The sequence below is a fragment of the uncultured Microbacterium sp. genome (genome assembly GCF_913776565.1).
Lineage (GTDB): Bacteria > Actinomycetota > Actinomycetes > Actinomycetales > Microbacteriaceae > Microbacterium.
The window spans coordinates 39,679-58,008 of sequence record NZ_CAJYPF010000191.1; the positions used below are offsets into that span (position 1 = coordinate 39,679).

Annotated in this window: 19 protein-coding genes; 8 read left to right on the top strand and 11 right to left on the bottom strand. The window is 71.5% G+C overall.

Features of this window, described 5'->3' with window-relative positions:
• The first annotated feature begins 10 nt into the window (after positions 1–10).
• Entirely contained in the window at positions 11–940 is a 930-nt protein-coding gene (locus QZ433_RS10760) for a siderophore-interacting protein (protein ID WP_295783129.1), read from the top strand.
• A 186-nt stretch (positions 941–1,126) separates the two neighbouring features.
• On the opposite strand, the gene QZ433_RS10765 is transcribed toward QZ433_RS10760, so the two are convergent.
• From QZ433_RS10765 to QZ433_RS10780, 4 genes are read right to left on the bottom strand one after another with little or no spacing between them, the layout of a single operon-like run.
• Entirely contained in the window at positions 1,127–1,951 is an 825-nt protein-coding gene (locus tag QZ433_RS10765) for an ABC transporter ATP-binding protein (RefSeq protein WP_295783133.1), read from the bottom strand.
• A gap of 52 nt (positions 1,952–2,003) precedes the next feature.
• Positions 2,004–3,077 (bottom strand): iron chelate uptake ABC transporter family permease subunit, encoded by a 1,074-nt coding sequence (locus QZ433_RS10770; RefSeq protein WP_295783177.1) that lies wholly within the window; start codon positions 3,075–3,077, stop codon positions 2,004–2,006.
• Positions 3,077–4,123, bottom strand: coding sequence for an iron ABC transporter permease (locus QZ433_RS10775; RefSeq protein WP_295783135.1), 1,047 nt, complete (start codon positions 4,121–4,123; stop codon positions 3,077–3,079). The genes QZ433_RS10770 and QZ433_RS10775 overlap by 1 nt, the downstream gene beginning before the upstream one ends.
• Before the next feature lie 25 nt (positions 4,124–4,148).
• The gene (locus QZ433_RS10780) at positions 4,149–5,180 is read right to left on the bottom strand and encodes an iron-siderophore ABC transporter substrate-binding protein (protein ID WP_295783138.1); all 1,032 of its coding nucleotides are present in this window, start codon (positions 5,178–5,180) and stop codon (positions 4,149–4,151) included.
• 293 nt (positions 5,181–5,473) lie between these two features.
• On the opposite strand from QZ433_RS10780, the gene QZ433_RS10785 reads away from it, so the two are divergent.
• Both QZ433_RS10785 and QZ433_RS10790 read left to right on the top strand, forming a co-directional pair.
• Positions 5,474–7,072: an ABC-F family ATP-binding cassette domain-containing protein gene (locus QZ433_RS10785; protein WP_136585782.1), complete on the top strand. Its 1,599-nt coding sequence runs from the start codon at positions 5,474–5,476 to the stop codon at positions 7,070–7,072.
• Positions 7,073–7,275: 203 nt separating this feature from the next.
• Positions 7,276–8,178 (top strand): hypothetical protein, encoded by a 903-nt coding sequence (locus QZ433_RS10790; RefSeq protein WP_295783142.1) that lies wholly within the window; start codon positions 7,276–7,278, stop codon positions 8,176–8,178.
• A gap of 95 nt (positions 8,179–8,273) precedes the next feature.
• Here the strand turns inward: QZ433_RS10790 and QZ433_RS10795 are convergent, their stop codons facing one another.
• The 4 genes from QZ433_RS10795 to QZ433_RS10810 all read right to left on the bottom strand — a co-directional run bounded on the left by QZ433_RS10795 (position 8,274) and on the right by QZ433_RS10810 (position 10,796).
• Positions 8,274–9,158, bottom strand: a complete 885-nt coding sequence (locus tag QZ433_RS10795; protein WP_295783146.1) for an SURF1 family protein — start codon at positions 9,156–9,158, stop codon at positions 8,274–8,276.
• A gap of 121 nt (positions 9,159–9,279) precedes the next feature.
• Entirely contained in the window at positions 9,280–9,489 is a 210-nt protein-coding gene (locus QZ433_RS10800; RefSeq protein WP_295783148.1) for a hypothetical protein, read from the bottom strand.
• Entirely contained in the window at positions 9,486–9,851 is a 366-nt protein-coding gene (locus tag QZ433_RS10805; protein WP_295783149.1) for a DUF3099 domain-containing protein, read from the bottom strand. Before QZ433_RS10805 ends, QZ433_RS10800 begins: the two co-directional genes overlap by 4 nt.
• 225 nt (positions 9,852–10,076) lie before the next feature.
• On the bottom strand, positions 10,077–10,796 hold the full coding sequence (locus tag QZ433_RS10810) for a DUF4190 domain-containing protein (RefSeq protein ID WP_295783151.1): 720 nt from the start codon (positions 10,794–10,796) through the stop codon (positions 10,077–10,079).
• 144 nt (positions 10,797–10,940) lie between these two features.
• Here QZ433_RS10810 and fabG point away from each other — a divergent pair, with 144 nt between their 5' ends.
• The gene (fabG, locus tag QZ433_RS10815) at positions 10,941–11,651 is read left to right on the top strand and encodes a 3-oxoacyl-ACP reductase FabG (RefSeq protein ID WP_116537401.1); all 711 of its coding nucleotides are present in this window, start codon (positions 10,941–10,943) and stop codon (positions 11,649–11,651) included.
• A gap of 168 nt (positions 11,652–11,819) precedes the next feature.
• Here fabG and QZ433_RS10820 read toward each other — a convergent pair whose 3' ends face one another.
• Both QZ433_RS10820 and serB read right to left on the bottom strand, forming a co-directional pair.
• Positions 11,820–12,509: an alpha/beta hydrolase gene (locus QZ433_RS10820; RefSeq protein WP_295783154.1), complete on the bottom strand. Its 690-nt coding sequence runs from the start codon at positions 12,507–12,509 to the stop codon at positions 11,820–11,822.
• 202 nt (positions 12,510–12,711) lie between these two features.
• Positions 12,712–13,347 (bottom strand): phosphoserine phosphatase SerB, encoded by a 636-nt coding sequence (gene serB, locus QZ433_RS10825; protein WP_295783157.1) that lies wholly within the window; start codon positions 13,345–13,347, stop codon positions 12,712–12,714.
• A gap of 211 nt (positions 13,348–13,558) precedes the next feature.
• Here serB and QZ433_RS10830 point away from each other — a divergent pair, with 211 nt between their 5' ends.
• Positions 13,559–14,032 carry an S-ribosylhomocysteine lyase gene (locus QZ433_RS10830; protein ID WP_295783160.1) on the top strand — a complete coding sequence of 158 codons (474 nt, stop codon included), beginning with the start codon at positions 13,559–13,561 and terminating at the stop codon, positions 14,030–14,032.
• A 93-nt stretch (positions 14,033–14,125) separates the two neighbouring features.
• Here QZ433_RS10830 and glgC read toward each other — a convergent pair whose 3' ends face one another.
• The gene (gene glgC / locus QZ433_RS10835; protein ID WP_108317430.1) at positions 14,126–15,370 is read right to left on the bottom strand and encodes a glucose-1-phosphate adenylyltransferase; all 1,245 of its coding nucleotides are present in this window, start codon (positions 15,368–15,370) and stop codon (positions 14,126–14,128) included.
• Between the two features lie 76 nt (positions 15,371–15,446).
• Here glgC and glgA point away from each other — a divergent pair, with 76 nt between their 5' ends.
• The 3 genes from glgA to QZ433_RS10850 all read left to right on the top strand — a co-directional run bounded on the left by glgA (position 15,447) and on the right by QZ433_RS10850 (position 18,021).
• On the top strand, positions 15,447–16,637 hold the full coding sequence (gene glgA, locus QZ433_RS10840; protein WP_295783164.1) for a glycogen synthase: 1,191 nt from the start codon (positions 15,447–15,449) through the stop codon (positions 16,635–16,637).
• Between the two features lie 174 nt (positions 16,638–16,811).
• Complete coding sequence (locus tag QZ433_RS10845) at positions 16,812–17,594, top strand: ABC transporter ATP-binding protein (RefSeq protein WP_295783166.1); 783 nt, start codon at positions 16,812–16,814, stop codon at positions 17,592–17,594.
• Between the two features lie 175 nt (positions 17,595–17,769).
• Positions 17,770–18,021 carry a type B 50S ribosomal protein L31 gene (locus QZ433_RS10850; RefSeq protein WP_055837630.1) on the top strand — a complete coding sequence of 84 codons (252 nt, stop codon included), beginning with the start codon at positions 17,770–17,772 and terminating at the stop codon, positions 18,019–18,021.
• Positions 18,022–18,330 lie beyond the last annotated feature (309 nt).

Here is an 18,330-nt window from a genome sequence, read left to right on the forward strand (position 1 = left end):
TCCTTAGCGGGTGAAGACAGCCACGCGTCCCGCCTACCGCCCGTACGTCGCCGTGGTGAAGGAGGCACGTCGCCTGTCTCCGCATTTCGCCCGCGTGACCTTCACGAGCCCGGACTTCGAGGTGTTCGGTACCGATCGCCGTGACCAGCGCGTGAAGCTCGTCCTCCCCGGGGCCGACGGCCGCCTGTGCGACATCGGCCAGCACGACCCCGACGCGATCGACAACGGCGAGTGGTACACGCGGTGGCGCGACCTGCCGGACGACGAGCGCCTGCCGTTCCGCACCTACACCGTGCGTCGCATCGACCCCGACGCGCTCGAGCTCGACATCGACTTCGCGCTGCACCATGACGCCGGCCCCGCGGGCAGCTGGGCCGAGAGCGCCGCGCCGGGGGACGGCATCCTGATCGTGGGTCCGGACGCCCGCAGCCTCGAGTCCGCCCAGGGCATCGACTTCCACCCCGGTACGGCTCAGCGCCTGCTGCTGGCGGGCGACGAGACCGCGGCTCCCGCGATCGGAGCGATCCTCGAGGGGCTGGGCGCCGGATTCGTCGTCGACGCCTTCGTCGAGGTGCCGACGATCGACGATGCCCTGCCGCTGGCTCCCGGCGCCCTGCCGATCACCTGGGTGCCCCGCGGGACGCGGCCGCACGGTGAGGCGCTGATCGAGGCCGTCGAGGCGTGGACCGCGGCATCCGGCGCCGTCCTCTCGCGCGCCGCGGCACCGCGGCCCCAGGAGCTCGAGGACATCGACCTCGACGTCGACCTCCTGTGGGACAGCCCCGACGACGGCGAGGGCGAGTTCTACGCGTGGATCGCGGGGGAGTCGCAGACGGTCAAGACCCTGCGGCGCCTGCTGGTGCAGGGCTGCGGAGTGGACCGCAAGCGCGTCGCCTTCATGGGGTACTGGCGCGAGGGGCAGGTCGAGCGCACGGCGTGACGACGGTCCGGGCGCAGGGGTGCGTCCGGCCCGGAACGTCGTCGAACGCCCCGCGCGGCCGAGCCGTGCGGGGCGTTCTCGCTCGGCTGCAGGCTCTCCCTCGTGCTGGAGTGCTCGATCGGGCACGATCAGCGGGCGGCGCGCGTCACGTCGACGCCAGTTGGGAGGGCGCTCGATCGCGCGTCATCAGCCCGCGCTGATCGTCTCATCCACGACGGTGTGGTGGCGCCCGATCGGCACGATCATCGGGCGGCCGGTGAGCGGGTCGGGCACGACACGGCTGCGCAGGCCGAAGACCTCCCCGACCGTCTTCTCGGTGAGCACGTCGTCGGGCGTTCCCGCGGCGACGATGCGCCCCTGGGCCATCGCCACGAGATGGTCGGCGTAGCGCGCCGCGAGATTCAGGTCGTGCAGCACCATGGCCACCGTCGTGCCGCGGTCGCGGTTGAGGTCGGTGAGCAGATCGAGCACGTCGATCTGGTGGCTGATGTCGAGGAACGTCGTCGGCTCGTCCAGCAGCAGCACGTCGGTCTCCTGGGCCAGAGCCATCGCGATCCAGACGCGCTGACGCTGGCCGCCGCTGAGCTGATCGACGTGGCGATCGGCGAGGTGCGCGGTGTCGGTGGCGTCCAGCGCGCGCGCGACGGCATCGTCGTCGGTCCGCGTCCACCGCGAGAGGGCGCCCTGGTGGGGGTGCCGGCCACGGCTGACGAGGTCGGACACGGCGATGCCGTCGGGGGCGACCGGCGACTGGGGCAGCAGGCCGAGGACGCGCGCGACCTGCTTGGTCGGCATCCGGTGGATGGCCTTGCCGTCGAGCAGGACCTGGCCCGCCGTCGGCGGGAGCAGACGCGCCATGGCCTTCAGCAGCGTCGACTTGCCGCACGCGTTGGCCCCGACGATGGCCGTGACCCGGCCCGGGGGCAGCGAGAGATCGAGCGTGTCGACGATCGTGCGGTCACCGTAGGCGAGGGTGACGCCCTCGGCGCTCAGGGTGCGCTCGGAGGTCATCGCGTGGTCCTTTCGGTACGAGCGGTCGGGTGGAGCGCGGTGTCGCGGGCGGTCATAGCGACGTTCCTTCGGATCGGCTGCTGCGGACGAGCAGGAAGATGAGGTAGGGCGCGCCGAGTACGCCGGTGATCACACCGACCGGAAGGCGCGTGCCGAACGCGTACTGCGCGGCGAAGTCGGCGACGAGGACGAGCAGCGCCCCCATCAGTCCCGCGGGCAGGACGGGCGAGCCGACGGGACCCAGCAGGCGGACGGCGATGGGCCCGGCGAGGAACGACACGAAGGCGATCGGCCCCGCCGCGGCGGTGCCGAACGCTAGCAGTCCGACGGCCGCCACGATCAGCAGCAGACGGCTGCGCTCGACGGGCAGGCCGATGGCGGCGGCGGTGTCGTCGCCCATGCGCAGGATCTCGAGGCGGCCCGACAGCGCGAGCAGCACCGGACCCAGCACGACCACCGCGAACAGCACGGGCAGGGCGCGGTCCCAGGTGGCGTCGTTGAGGTTGCCGGTGATCCAGCGCATCGCGGCGGGCAGGTCGTACTGCGCGGCGCGCGCGACGACGTAGGACACCACCGCCTGGCACATCGCGGCGACCCCGATGCCCACGAGGATGAGACGCGCGCCCGAGCTGCCGTCGCGGTACGACAGCAGGTAGATCGCCAGGGCGGCGGCGAGGGCCGCGGCCATCGCCAGGAACGACACCGCGGTCTCGCCCCAGCCGAGGACGACGATGCCGATCACGGCGGCCGCACTCGCACCGGTGTTGATGCCGATCACGTCGGGGCTGGCGAGGGCGTTGCGCAGCATCGTCTGGAACACCACCCCGCCCATGCCGAAGCACAGGCCGGTGAGCAGGGCGGTCACCGCGCGGGGCAGGCGGAGCTCCCCGACGGTGAACGAGGCCCCCGCGACGCGCTGACCGGTGAGGACGCCCCACACCTCGGCGGGGGAGTAGAAGGTCTGTCCGAGCATGAGGCTCAGCACGAGAGCCAGCGCCACCAGGGCCGCGAGCGTGCCGGTCACGGCGACCCAGCGGCGGCGGCGGCGGCGCCGGCCCGCGACGACGGACGCCAGGGTGTCGGGCGCGGCGGACGGCAGGAGGGCGGGTCGGGTCGGGGATGTGATCACAGCGCACGCATCCTCTGTCGGCGCACGAGCGCGATGAAGAAGGGGGCCCCGATGAGGGCGGTGACGATGCCGACCTCGATCTCCTCGGGGCGGGCGATCACGCGTCCGACGACGTCGGCGAGGGTGAGCAGGACCGCTCCGCCCAGGGCCGAGACGGGCAGCAGCCAGCGATGGTCGACGCCGACGATCAGGCGCAGCATGTGCGGGACGACGAGCCCGACGAAGCCGATGGGCCCCGCGACGGCGGTCGCGGCGCCGCACAGGACGACGGCGCCGGCCGTGGCGATCAGCCGCGCCGTGCGCACGCGGGCGCCGAGGCCCGCCGCGAGCTCGTCGCCGAGCGCGAGGGTGTTCAGGGCGGGGGCGCTGGCGAGGCAGACGACCAGGCCGACGATCAGGAAGGGCAGCACCTGTCCGACGGTCTCGGGGGTGGCGCCGCCCACGCCGCCGATCTGCCAGAAGCGGAAGACGTTCATGACGTCGGTGCGGGGCAGCAGGATGGCGCTGGTGAGAGAACTGAACGCCACCGCGGTGACCGCCCCGGCCAGAGCGAGGCGGAGAGGGGTCGCTCCGCCCCGACCCAGCGAACCGATCGCGTAGACGAGGACGGCCGCCGCGCCGGCGCCGGCCATGCCGACCCAGATGTAGGTGGAGGGCGAGCCGAGGCCGAAGAACGCGATGCCGGTGACGATCGCCAGTCCCGCGCCCCCGTTGATCCCGAGGATCTGCGGATCGGCGAGCGGATTGCGCGTCGCCCCCTGCAGCACGGCGCCGGAGACGGCGAGAGCGGCTCCGACGAGGATCGCGAGGACCGTGCGCGGGATGCGCTTGGCGACGGCGGCGGCAGAGGCGGAGTCCGTGGAGCCGGTGAGGCCCGCCCAGACATCGGCGGCCGTGACGTCGCGCGCGCCGAAGGTGACCGACAGCACCGCTGCGACGACGAGCAGCGCGACGAGGATCGTCACGCCGACGACGCGCCGCCGTCCCCAGCGGCGCACGCGGGCGTCGCCGGGGACGGTGGATGCCGGAGCGAGAGCGGTCATCGCGCCGACGCGTCGAGGGCGTTCATCAGGACGCGGCCTTCTCGGCGGCTGCTCCCACCAGGGCGATGTACTCGTCGCCCCAGGTCGTGCCGATCGACAGCGGGCTGGGGTTGCCGGCAGCGGCCATCGTGGTGTTGTCGGGCAGGAATGCCACCGCGCCGTTCGCGATCGCCGGGATGCGGGACCACAGCGGGTCGGCCTGCAGCTGCGCCAGGGTGGAGTCGGTGCCGTAGCCGGTGAGGACCTGCACGTCCGAGAAGTTCTCGATGTTCTCGGTGCTCTCGGTGAACCAGAACGTGTCGCCCGAGGCGCTCGAGGTCTCGACCGCCGACGAGGGCGTGAGACCCAGCTCGTTCAGGTAGGTCGCGCGGGGGTCCTTGGTGGAGTAGTAACCGACGGTGCTGAGGTCGGTCGGGTCGATGTAGGTGAAGAGCGACTTCTTGCCGGCGAGGGCGGTGTACTGCGCGGCGGTGTCGGTGACGTGCTTCTCGAGGTCGGCGATCAGGGCCTCGGCCTGTTCTTCGAGACCGAGGGCCTTGGCATCCGTCAGCGTCATCTGCTGCCACGTGGTGCCCCAGGCGATCTCGGGGTAGGCCACGACGGGCGCGATCTTGCTGAGGGTGTCGTACTGCTCCTGCGTCATGCCCGAGTAGGCGCCGAGGATGACGTCGGGCTTCGCGTCGGCGATGGCCTCGTAGTCGAAGCCGTTGGTCTCGTCCATCAGCACGGGGGTCTCGGCGCCGAGCTCGTCGAGCTTGTCCTTGACCCAGGGCAGCATGCCGTCGCCGTCCTCGTCGCCCCAGGTGACCTTGGGCATCGCGACGGGGACGACGCCGAGGGCGAGAGCGGCCTCCTGGTTGCCCCAGCTGACGGTGACGACGCGCTTCGGCGCGGCGGGGATGGTGGTCTCGCCCAGGGCGTGCTCGATCGTGACCGGGAAACCGGCGTCGCCGGACGCGGCCTCCTGGTCGCCGGGGGCGGCCGAGGTGCCGGCGCAGCCGGTCAGGACGAGGGCGGAGCCGACGGCGAGGGCCGTCAGAGCGCGGTATCGGGACACGAAGAGCCTCCTGCGTGTTAGGTAAGGATAGGCTTAGTTTAGGTGGGTCGACGGGTGAGAACGCAAACCCGGACGCCTCGAGCCCGCCGGTTCGTCTCGACGCCGAGACACCCGGAGGTCGGGTCGTTCGTGGTGTTCGCCCGCGGCATCCCGGTGTCGGATCGGATCGGTCGGTGTCGTCGGCGTGAGGGGACCGCCGCGGGCTGTCGGCGGGCTCGCAGGGGTGCGGCTTATACTGGGTGGCTGGCCAGTCTTCGGCCTCCCACCCTTCCCCGACTGAACGGACGTTCGCTGTGCTCGCCGTGCACGACCTCGAGATCCGCGTGGGTGCCCGCGTGCTCATGTCCGACGTGGCATTCCGCGTCTCCGACGGCGACAAGATCGGTCTCGTCGGGCGCAACGGCGCCGGCAAGACCACTCTCACCAAGGTGCTCGCCGGTGATCTGCTGCCCTCGAACGGCGGGGTCGACCGTTCCGGCGAACTGGGCTATCTGCCCCAGGACCCGCGTTCCGGCGACCCCGAGATGCTCGCGCGCACACGCATCCTCGACGCCCGCGGTCTGGGCTCCCTCGCCCTCGGCATGCACGAGGCGTCGATGGCGATGGGCGACGACGACGCCGCGGTCGCGGCCAAGGCCATGAAGAAGTACGCCCGCCTCACCGAGCAGTTCGAAGCGGCGGGTGGTTATGCGGCCGAGGCCGAGGCGGCATCCATCGCCCACAACCTCTCGCTGCCCGATCGCATCCTCGATCAGCCCCTCAAGACCCTCTCCGGTGGTCAGCGTCGCCGCATCGAACTCGCGCGCATCCTCTTCTCGGACGCGCAGACGATGATCCTCGACGAGCCGACCAACCACCTCGATGCCGACAGCGTGGTGTGGCTGCGCGAGTTCCTGAAGGGGTACAAGGGCGGCCTCATCGTGATCTCGCACGACGTCGAGCTCGTCGGTGAGACGGTGAACCGGGTCTTCTACCTGGATGCCAATCGCCAGGTCATCGACGTCTACAACATGAACTGGAAGAACTACCTGCGCCAGCGGGTGGCCGACGAGGAGCGTCGCAAGAAGGAGCGCGCCAACGTCGAGAAGAAAGCCACGGCGCTGCAGCTGCAGGCCGCGCGCTTCGGCGCCAAGGCGTCGAAGGCCGCCGCCGCGCACCAGATGGTCGCGCGCGCCGAGAAGATGCTGTCGGGCCTCGACGACGTGCGTCAGGACGAGCGCGTCGCCAAGCTCCGGTTCCCGAAGCCCGCGCCGTGCGGCAAAACGCCGCTCATGGCATCCGGTCTGTCGAAGTCGTACGGGTCGCTCGAGATCTTTACCGACGTCGACCTGGCGATCGACCGCGGGTCGCGCGTCGTCATCCTGGGCCTCAACGGTGCCGGCAAGACGACGCTGCTGCGCATCCTCGCGGGCGTCGACCAGCCCGACACCGGTCAGCTCGAGCCCGGTCACGGCCTCAAGATCGGCTACTACGCGCAGGAGCACGAGAACCTCGACGTGAACCGGTCGGTCCTCGAGAACATGATGTCGTCGGCGCCGCACATCACGGCCACCGAGGCGCGCAAGGTGCTCGGTTCGTTCCTGTTCGTCGGCGACGACGTGCTCAAGCCCGCCGGGGTGCTCTCGGGTGGCGAGAAGACGCGTCTGTCGCTCGCGACTCTGGTGGTGTCGTCGGCGAACATGCTGCTGCTCGACGAGCCGACGAACAACCTCGACCCCGCCTCGCGCGAGGAGATCCTCGGCGCCCTCGCGCACTACGAGGGCGCCGTGGTGCTGGTGTCGCACGACGAGGGCGCCGTCGAGGCGCTCAACCCCGAGCGCGTGCTGATCCTCCCCGACGGTGTCGAGGACATCTGGGGCCGCGACTACGCCGACCTGATCACCCTGGCCTGATCACGCCGGCCTGATCGCCCCGGGCTGGTCACGCCGGCCCTGTCCTGCCGACCTGATCGCGTCGGCCTCATCACTCCGACCTGGTCACGCCGGCGTGTTCGCGCGGGGTCGCGGGCGAGGGTGGGCTGCGTCTCGACGCTCCCGTGTCGCCGATCGTTCGCGTCGCCCCGTGCCCGACGCGGGGTCCGTGGCATCCTCATCGGATGATGGATCGTCGAGACCGCCCCGCGCTGACGGAGGTGGAGCGCGCGGAACTGGCGTCGCTGCAGGCGCGGGTCTACGGCGCCGGGGGGTTGCCCGTCGACGACGTGACGGTGCGCCGGCTGCGGACGCTCGAGGATCGGGCCTCGGGGCGCGTCGTCCCCGCCCCCGAACGGGAGGTCGGCCGCCGCGCGTCCGATGAGCGGTTCGGACCGGATGCCGGGGCACCTGCGCCGACGCCGGCGTCCGATGTGCAGCGGGAATCGCGCGGGGCACCTGCGCCGACGTCCGCGTCCGGTGAGCAGCGGGAATCGCGGTCGGCACCGGATGCCGGGCCACCTGCGCCGACGCCCGCGTCCGGTGAGCAGCCGGAATCGCGGTCGGCACCGGATGCCGCCTCGCCCCTGCCGACGCCCGCGTCCCGACGGCGACGTCTCCGCCCCGGGCTGGTCGGGGCGGCCGCGGTGATCGTCGCCGGGGCGTTCGTCGCGGGTCTCGCCGTGGGCCGCGCCACGGACGCGGGCAGTGGCGGCGAGCCGCTGCCGGAAGAAGGATTCGCGCAGACCGAGGAGGACCTGTCGTCGTCCATCCTGTCGGACGGGCGCACGTGGATCGGTCTGGAGGCGGCATCCGTCCGCTTCATCGCGACCATCGACGACGCCTCGGTGTACCTCGGACGCCGCGAGGAGGGCGAGCTCTGCCTGGCCGTGGTCTACGGTTCGGAACGCGGCAGCGGCGTCGCGAGCGTCGACTGCGGCGATCGGGACGCCACGGCGCAGATCGACGGTGACCGGTGGGTGTCGATCGGCCGGGCCGACCCGGCCAAGATGAACAACTGGAGTCCCTCGCGGCTCGAGCAGTCGCAGCTGTCGCCGAGCGTGACGCTGCACGTGCTCGCGAGGTGAACGCGCAGCCGAGACCCGGCCGCCCACGTGGGGCACCCGCATCGCCGCCCCGCGCGGGAACGAGATCCCGACCCCGGCGTCTCTCACAGCCCCGGTCAGTGCGCGTCGAGCAGTGCGTCCTCATCGTCGGCGTCGCGATCGCGGGGGCGCTTGCGGGTGCGGTGCAGGGCGACCGGATCGACGCGACGCCGGCCGGTGTCCACCGTCTCCGCGGGGGCCGGAACCGGAACGATGTCGAGGTCGTCGTCGTCTTCCGCGTCCTCGCGGCGGAGCTTGCGCTCGTTGACGATCACGTACCCGATGAAGCCGAAGCCCATCACGGCGAACAGGATCCACTGCACCGCGTACGACAGGTAGGGACCCGGATCGTCGCTGGGCGGGTCGACGGTGAAGGGCGCGGATGCCGGCGCCGGCGTCTCGGACATGATCAGCCCGTACGCGCCGGGCTCGATCGGACCCGTCTGCTCGGCGACCAGGCCCAGGTTGATGGTCGGCACCTGCCCGGGCTCGGCGCTGCGACCCGACGAGGGGGCCGCCTCGCCCGGGCGCAGACGCACCTCGACGACGACGTCGCCGGAGGGGGGAGCGGGGATGTCGTCGGGAGCGGCCTGCTGATTGCCCGGCGGGAGCCATCCGCGATCGACGAGGAGGACCCTGCCGTCGTCGAGCCGGAACGGCACGAGCTGCTCGTAGGCAGCGGTCCCCCCGTGCGCACGGTTGCGGACGAGCAGTTGCTCGTCGGCCAGGTAGCTGCCTTCCATGCGCACGGGGCGCCACTCGTCCTGGGGGGCGAGCTCGGCGCCCGGGGCGAGCAGGTCGCCCAGGGCCACGGGGGCCGCGTCGTAGTTGTCGGCGACGAGCTGCAGCTGCTCGCTGCGTTCGGCGTTGCGTGAGAACTGCCAGTGCGACAGGAACCCGCACGCGATGGCGAACAGGATCGCGACGCCGACGTAGATCGCCCAGCGGCCTGCGGTGGGCATCTCGCGACGGGGTGCGGAGCGGACAGGGGCGGCGGGCCGCGCATCGCGCACGTTCACGTCGTCTTCCCGGGCCACGCTCTCAAGGGTACGTCGCTCCCGGCGGGTGTCCCACCCGTCGCTCTCACGCGCGCCCGCCCGTCAGAGCTCCGACCTCGACGGGGAAGTCCCGCGCGCGCAGGAACTCCCGTAGATACCCCACGTGCTCGTCGCAGGCGACCCAGACCTTGCGGCGATCGGCGGCGTGGATGCGCGGGTTGCGCCAGGTGATCCTCCAGACGGCGGCATCACGGCATCCGGCCCGCGAACAGTCGGCGGGGGTGTCGTCGGTCACGGACGCGGATCGCGCGGGACGTCCAGGCGCGGGGTCTCGGCGATGCGGATGACCAGGGGCTCGTCGGATGCCGCGACCGTCTGCGCCGGGCGGGGCGCTTCGATCGCGCGCTCGGGGTTGATCGCGGTGGTCTCGGCGGCGTCCTGCCCGACATTGGCGACGATCACCGCGAGGTAGGGCAGGAAGATCGCACCGGCGGCGAAGACGAAGGTGTACCAGCCGTACGGCTGCACGACGGCCATGGCGATGAAGCACGCGATGCGAATCCCCATCATCACCATGTACTTGGCGAAACGGTTGTCGGCGTCCTCCCGGGGTGCTTTCGGGAGCGACGTCGCAGACTGGGCGCGGTTTGTCTTCACAGTGGTTTCAGGGTACGCCCGCAGCGTGAGCGCAGGGTCGGGTGGCGCAACGACTTCTCGACGTCGTGAGAACGAGTCTCGGGCGGCCGCGTCGGCGCGGGGCGGGACGGGCCGCGCGTGCCGGTCCCCGGCGAGTGCCCCGGGGGGTGTTCGGGTCCCCGATTCGATGGGGGCCGCTCGCGCGGAGCCGCCCGAGAGGAACCCGACTCGACGGTGCCGCTCGCGTCAGACGCCGTAGCCGGAGCTGGTCTCGCCGATCGCCGCCTGGATGAGGATGATGAAGAAGATCAGCAGCAGTACTCCGAGGACCAGGGTGACGTAGCCCACGATGAGGCCGGCGATCGCGAGGCCGCGACCCTTCTCCGCGCGCGCCTTGATCTGCGAGAGCGACATGTGCCCGGTGACGATGCCCACGATCTGACCGATGACCGGCAGGACGAACACGCCGACGATCGAGGCGATCAGCGACACGATCGCGAGGGTGTTCGTGCGCGCGGGCATCGCGTAGCCGTAACCGCCGGACGCGTAGGCGGCGTCGCCCTGGCCGTAGGCGGTGGGCGCGGCCGCACCGTAGGACGCGGCGCCGTAGGCGGGGGCTCCATAGCCGGGGGCTGCGTAGGCGGGGGCTCCGTGGGCGTCGGCACCGTAGGCGGGGGTTCCGGAGGTCGAGTCCGCGGAGCCCGAGGTGGGCGCGGCGGATCCGTACGTCGGCGCCCCGGGCGACGGTGCTCCGTACGTCGGCGCGCCGGACGACGGTGCGTCGTACGGCGGCGCGTCGGAGGACGGCGCTCCGTGCGAGGGGGAGGGGGATGCCGCATCTCCTGACGCGGGGGCGGACGGCACCGCGGGGGAGCCGGTGGGCGACGCCGTCGGCTCGGACCCCGTCCCCGACGCGCCGGAGTCGTGCGCGGGCTGGTTCGGGTCGGTCGTGCGGTCGTCGCTCACGGTATCCCTTTCGTCGCGGATTCTTCCAGCGTTCCAGCGCCGCTCGGCCTGTGTCAAACCCCGTCGCGTGCGGTTTCGCGGTCTCGTCGCCGCGCCGTCGGTAGGCTGGGGCGGTTCCGTCCCCGCCCGCACAGGAGTCTCACCATGTCCCAGGACCGCGTCGTCGTCGTCACCGGAGGAAACCGGGGGATCGGTCGCGCCATCGCCGAGCGTTTCGTGGCCGAGGGATGGAAGGTCGCCGTCACCGCGCGTTCCGGCGAGGGTCCCGAGGGCACGCTCACGGTCCGCGCCGACGTCACCGACGCCGCCACCGTCGACGCCGCCTTCTCGCAGGTCGAGGCCGAGCTCGGCCCGATCGCGGTGGTCGTCGCGAACGCCGGCGTCACGAAGGACACCCTGCTGCTGCGGATGAGCGAGGACGACTTCGACAGCGTCGTGAACACCAACCTCGGCGGGGCGTTCCGGGTGGTCAAGCGCGCGTCGAAGGGAATGCTCAAGGCGCGCTGGGGCCGCGTCATCCTCATCTCCAGCGTCGTGGGGCTCTACGGCTCGGCGGGCCAGATCAACTACGCGGCGTCGAAGAGCGCCCTCGTCGGATTCGCCCGGTCGCTCACGCGCGAGCTGGGCGGCCGCGGGATCACGGCGAACGTCGTCGCTCCGGGCTTCATCGAGACCGACATGACGGCGGAACTGCCCGCCGACACCCAGGCCGAGTACAAGAAGAACATCCCGGCCGGGCGCTTCGCCTCGGCCGACGAGGTCGCGGGCGTCGTCACGTGGCTGGCGGGGGACGACGCGGCCTACATCTCGGGTGCGGTCATCCCGGTCGACGGCGGCCTGGGCATGGGGCACTGACCCCGGACAGCACGCGCACCCGCGGGCGGCGACGCCCTCCGTGTCCTCGTGACAGCCCCGGCCCGGGCTGCGATCCCCGGCGCTCTCCGCGAACCGGAGGGAGTCCCGGCTCACTCCGCGGTCCCTGGATCTCACGATCACGCGGGTGCCCGCACCCCGGGCCCTCGCTCACCCGCCTGCCTCGCCGACCGCCGCGACCAACCGCTCGGCGAAGCGTTCGGGCTGTGAGAACTGCGGCCAGTGACCCGAGTCCAGGTGCACGACCCGCACGTCGCGCAGTCGCTCGACCTCGCGCGCGAAGGGCGGCCACACGGCGAGCATCCGCGTGAAGCCGTCGGCGTCGAGGCGTCCCGACAGGATCGTCACCGGGATGCCGTATCGCCGCTCATCGGCGAGGGTCAGCGCCGAGGTGGGGACGCGCCCCGGCACGTCGACCACGCGCGCGGCGGTGCGCCGGCGCGTGTCGTCGTCGAGGTCGGACACGTCGTCGTGGTCGAAGAAGTCCCATCCCGGGAAGGGGACGACGCCGTCTTCGACGGGGAACTCCGAGATCATCGCCCCGGGCGGGGGGACGGCGGTGTCGACCAGCACCACGCGGGAGACCCGGCCGGGGCGTCGGTCGGCGGCACCCCACACGACGTTGCCCCCGCCGGAGTGCCCCACGAGGACGACCGGCGCGTCGATCCGATCGATCTCGACGACGACCGCGTCGACCCAGTCGTCGATGACGAGGTCGCCGACGGCGGGCCCCGGGAGGGTCAGAGGGTGCGGGTGATGCCCGGCGGCGGTGAGGGCGGGCAGGACCGCGTCCCACGACGACGCGTCGAGCCAGAGACCGGGTACGAGGATGACGTCCATGTCGGGAGCGTAGAACGCCCCTCCGACATCGGCCAGGTTTCCCGCGAGCCCCGGGCGGATTCCACCCGCCACGACCCGCCCACGCCCACCGCGGACGTCACTCGAGGTCTCGGTACCAGCGGCCGACCCGCGCGCGACGACGACGCCTGCCGCAGCAGCGAGGAACCGCCTCGACGCGTACCGGGCCGGACCCGACGTCCGCTCAGCGCGGCAGCAGAGCGATGACCTGGGCCAGGTCGACATCGCCGATCACGAGATCGGCGCGCCCGCGCACGGCCGGCTTGGCGTTGAACGCGAGCCCGAGCCCGGCCACCGCCATCATCTCGAGGTCGTTGGCTCCGTCGCCGATGGCGAAGGTGCGCGACAGGGGGACGCCGTTGTCGTCGGCCCATCGCCGCAGCGTGTCGGCTTTGGCCCTGGCATCCACGATCTCGCCGTCGACGGTGCCCGTCAGGGCGCCGTCCGCGACCGAGAGACGATTCGCGCGCCAGACGTCCACGCCGAGGTCGGGGGCGATGACGTCGAGCACTTCGTGGAACCCGCCCGAGACGACGCCGACGAGGCCGCCGCGTTCGTGGACGGCGGCGATGAGGTCGCGGACGCCCGGGGTGGGTTCGATCCTCGCGATCGCACGGTCGAACGCCTCGACGGGGACGCCGGCGAGCGCGTCGACGCGCGAGCGCAGGCTGGTGGCGAAGTCGACCTCGCCGCGCATCGCGGCCTCGGTCGCGGCGGCGACCTCGGCGCCGCGTCCGGCTTCGTCGGCGAGGAGTTCGATGACCTCGTTGCGGATCAGGGTCGAATCGGCGTCGAGGACGACGAGGAAGCGAGCGGGCACGGCCTCGACCCTAGCGGGTGCGGCGAGAAGGGCCGGATGCCCGGTCCCGAGTGCACCGCCCGCGGCGGATCATCCGGTCGCGCGACACTCGTCGCACGGCCGCTCCCGCCGGGCGGTGACACCCGTCTCACGACGTCACCCGCGGACCCCGTGTCGGTGCCTCGCCGTAGGCTTTCGGAGTACCGCCGTCTCCCGAGAAAAGGACTCACCCATGGCCGACGTCGAAAGCTTCACCCTCGATCACACCGCCGTCCTCGCGCCGTACGTGCGCCTCATCGGCACCGAGTCGGGCCCGCGCGGCGACGTCATCTCGAACTTCGACCTGCGTCTGGTCCAGCCCAACGAGGGCGAGATCCCCACGGCGGGCCTGCACACGATCGAACACCTGCTCGCGAGCCTCGTGCGCGACCGCATCGACGGCCTGATCGACATCTCGCCGTTCGGCTGCCGCACCGGCTTCCACGTCATCATGTGGGGCGAGCCCGAGGTCGCCGCCCTGGTCGACGCGATCACCGACTCGCTGCGCGCGATCGCCGAGGACGTGTCCTGGGACGACGTGCCCGGCGTGGACGCCTTCAGCTGCGGAAACTACCGCGATCACAGCCTGCACAGCGCGCGCGAGTGGTCGAAGGTCGTCCTCGAGAAGGGGATCTCCCGCGACGCGTTCGCGCGCGTGGGCGTCTGACCTCGGCCCCGGATGCCGACGGGGCGGCGACCATCACGGTCACCGCCCCGTCGGGTACGCGGGGCTCGCGGCATCCGGAGCCCTCGTCGTGTTCTAGGCGTGGACGTGCACGTCCTTGCCGACGACGGTGATGCCCGTCTCGGTCACCGTGAAGCCGCGCGCAATGTCGCGCTCGCGGTCGACGCCGATGGTCGCACCCGGCTCGAGGACGACGTTCTTGTCGAGGATCGCGCGGTGGATGCGCGCACCCGCACCGACCTGCACGCTGTCGAAGAGGACGGAGTCGGTGATGGTCGAACCCCCTCCGGCGAGGGCCCACGGGCCGACGACGCTGCGCTCGAGGTGCGTCCCGGACAGCACCGAACCGAGCGACACGATCGAGTCGATCGCGTTGCCGATGCGGCCGACCGAGTCGCGCACGAACTTCGCCGGAGGGGCGTTGAACGTCTGCGAGAAGATCGGCCAGTCGTCGTTGTAGAGGTTGAAGATCGGCAGCGTCGAGATCAGATCCATGTGCGCGTCGTAGAACGACTCGATCGTGCCGACGTCGCGCCAGTAGGAGCGGTCGCGCGGTGTCGAACCGGGGACGTCGTTGCGCTGGAAGTCGTAGACGGCCGCCTCGCCGCGGTTGACGAAGTAGGGGACGATGTCGCCGCCCATGTCGTGCGCCGAGGTCGGCAGTTCGCCGTCGTGGGTCACGGCGTCGACCAGGGCGTCGGCGTCGAAGATGTAGTTGCCCATCGAGGCGAGCACCTCGTGCGGCGAGTCGGCGAGGCCCGCGGGATTCTGCGGCTTCTCGAGGAATTCGCGGATCTTCGTCGGGTCGTCGGGATCGGTGTCGATCACGCCGAACTGGTTCGCGAGCGCGATCGGCTGACGGATGCCGGCGATCGTCGCCCGTGCGTCCGAGGCGATGTGCGCGTCGAGCATCTGCTTGAAGTCCATGCGGTACACGTGGTCGGCGCCGATGACGACGACGATGTCGGGCTTCTCGTCGCGGATGAGGTTCATCGACTGCAGGATCGCGTCCGCCGACCCGGAGAACCACCGCTTGCCGAGGCGCTGCTGAGCGGGGACGGATGCCACGTAGGAGCCGAGCATGGGCGACATGCGCCACGTCTGAGAGATGTGGCGGTCGAGGCTGTGCGACTTGTACTGGGTGAGCACGACGAGCTGTCGCAGGCCCGAATTGATGAGATTCGAGATCGCGAAGTCGATCAGGCGGTACTGGCCGCCGAAGGGGACGGCGGGTTTGGCGCGGTCCGCCGTCAGGGGCATGAGTCGCTTTCCCTCGCCGCCGGCGAGGATGATTCCGAAGACCTTCGGCGCTGCAGGCATGGCACAACACTAGGGGTCGCGAACGGATGCGGGAACAACTCCACGGCGCGCCTCGCGCTGTACTACGGTTCGTCTCATGCGCGTCGACATCGTGACCAAGGAGTACCCGCCGGAGATCTACGGGGGAGCCGGAGTCCACGCCACCGAGCTGGTCGCGGCGCTGCGCGCCGCCGGCACCGAGGTCCAGGTGCGCGCGTTCGGCGCCGACCGCGATGCGCCCGACACGACGTCCTACGGGGTCCCGGCCGAGCTCGCCGGGGCGAACGGGGCGATCCAGACGCTCGGTACCGACCTCGAGATCGTCTCGGACGTGGCCGGCGCCGACGTCGTGCACTCGCACACCTGGTACGCGAACTTCGCCGGGCATCTCGCGTCGCTGCTGCACGGCATCCCGCACATCGTCACGGCCCACAGCCTCGAGCCGCTGCGTCCGTGGAAGGCCGAGCAGCTCGGCGGCGGGTACGCGGTGTCGAGCTTCATCGAGAAGACCGCCTACGAGGGGGCCGCCGCGGTCGTCGCGGTGAGCGAGGGCATGCGGCAGGACATCCTGCGCAGCTACCCGTCGCTCGACCCCGACGCGGTGCGCGTGATCTACAACGGCATCGACACCCAGTCGTGGCATCCCGTGGTCGACGACGACTTCCTCGCCTCGGTCGGGATCGACCCGGGGCGGCCGTCGGTCGTCTTCGTCGGGCGGATCACGCGGCAGAAGGGTCTGCCGTACCTGCTGCGCGCGGCGGAGCAGCTGCCGCCCGAGGTGCAACTCGTGCTGTGCGCCGGTGCCCCGGACACCCCGCAGATCATGGCGGAGGTGCAGGAGCTCGTCCGCGGTCTGCAGGCCACGCGCGACGGCGTCGTGTGGATCGAACGGCTCCTCCCGCGCGAGGAGCTGTGCACGATCCTGACCGCCGCGACGACCTTCGTCTGCCCGTCGGTGTACGAGCCGCTGGGCATCGTCAACCTCGAGGCCATGGCGTGCGGCGCCGCCGTCGTCGGCACCGCGACCGGTGGCATCCCCGAGGTCGTCGTCGATGGCGTGACGGGCCGACTCGTCCCGATCGAACAGGTGCAGGACGGCACCGGAACGCCCGTGGATCCCGACCGGTTCGTCGACGACCTGGCCCGCGTGCTCACCGAGGTGGTGACGGATGCCGACCGCGCCCGCGCGTACGGCGAGGCCGGACGCCAGCGCGCGGTCGACGACTTCAGCTGGGCGGCGATCGCCGAGCAGACGGCCGCGCTGTACGCGGAGGTCGCGGGGAGGTAGGCGCGGCTCGTCCGGCCCGCCGTGGTCGCGGGAACGTCGGTGCGATCCGCCCGGCCCGGCGTGGAAAGCGGGGACGGTCCTGGAGGTCGCGGGGGACATGCGGGCGCGTGCGGCCCCGCGCGACGCGGGCCCCGGCTGACGGGCGAGCGAGCACGCGGCCGTTAGGCTGGGGGCATGCCCCAGGTGCTCGAATTCTCCGACGTCGTCGTCCGCCGGAACGCTCGGGACATCGTGTCCCACGTGGACTGGACCGTGAGCGACGACCAGCGGTGGGTCGTGCTCGGCCCCAACGGCGCCGGCAAGACCACGGTGCTGCAGCTGGCGGACACGCTGCTGCACCCGACCTCGGGCGCGGTGACGATCCTCGGTGAGCGCCTGGGACGCACCGACGTGTTCGAGCTGCGTCCGCGGATCGGGTTCGCGTCGTCGGCGATGGCGCGTCGCGTGCCGCCCGAAGAGACGGTGCTGGATGTCGTGCTGACCGCCGCGTTCTCGGTCGTCGGGCGCTGGCGCGAGGACTACGACGACATCGACGAGCGTCGCGCGCTGCGCGTGCTGGCCGAGTGGAAGCTCGACCACCTCGCCGACCGGACGTTCGGAACGCTCAGCGACGGCGAGCAGAAGCGCGTCCAGATCGCCCGCGCGGTGATGACCGACCCGGAGCTGCTGCTCCTCGACGAGCCGACGGCGAGCCTCGACCTCGGTGCGCGAGAAGAACTGCTCGCGCTGCTGTCGGGCTACGCGCAGGCTCCCACGACGCCGGCGATGGTGATGGTGACGCACCACGTCGAAGAGATCCCCGTGGGGTTCACGCACGTTCTGCTGCTGCGCGACGGCGAGGTCGTGGCATCCGGTCCCCTCGACGACGCCCTCACAGCGGAGAACCTCTCGACGACGTTCGGGCTCGAGATCACCCTCACGCGCGAAGCGGGACGGTACGCGGCCCGCGCGGTCTGACGCGGGACCGCTCGGCCGTCCGGGTCGACACGGTCCGACGCGGACATCCGGACGGGGGATGTCGTCCCGTGCGGGACGGGCGACGGGCCTGGTAGAATCTCCCGTTGGTGCCTCCGGCGCCGCAGACTTTGACGTCCTGGCAGAATCCAGGGCACCACTTCTCAAAGGACCTTCCATGCAGACTGACATTCACCCCACGTACAAGGCCGTCGTGTTCCGCGACCTCGGTTCGGGCGACACCTTCCTCACCCGTTCGACCGTCTCGAGCGACAAGACGATCGAGCTCGACGGCGTGGAGTACCCCGTCATCGACGTGGAGATCTCGTCGGCCTCGCACCCGTTCTACACGGGCAAGCAGCGCATCATGGACTCGGCCGGCCGCGTCGAGAAGTTCAACCAGCGCTTCAAGAACTTCGGCGGTCGTTGATCCTCAGCGATCACGCGTCGACAGCCCCTCGTCCTTCGGGACGGGGGGCTTTCTCGTGCAGCCGCGGGCGGGGATGCCCTGTCGGGTCGGGGTGCGGGCGCCGTCTCATGCGAACGTGGGAATGGCCCCCGTTCGCGTCGGGGTGGGGGCGCTGAGATCGGCCATCGACGCGCGGCCGGGGACTCACGTGGGGGTGAGGATATCGCCGGCGTGCGTGTACGGGCCGAGGTCCGACCGCCGGTCGTTCCACATGGTCTGCTGTCGGCGCGCGGACGCGATCGCGTGGGGGTCGATGTCGACGACGACGAG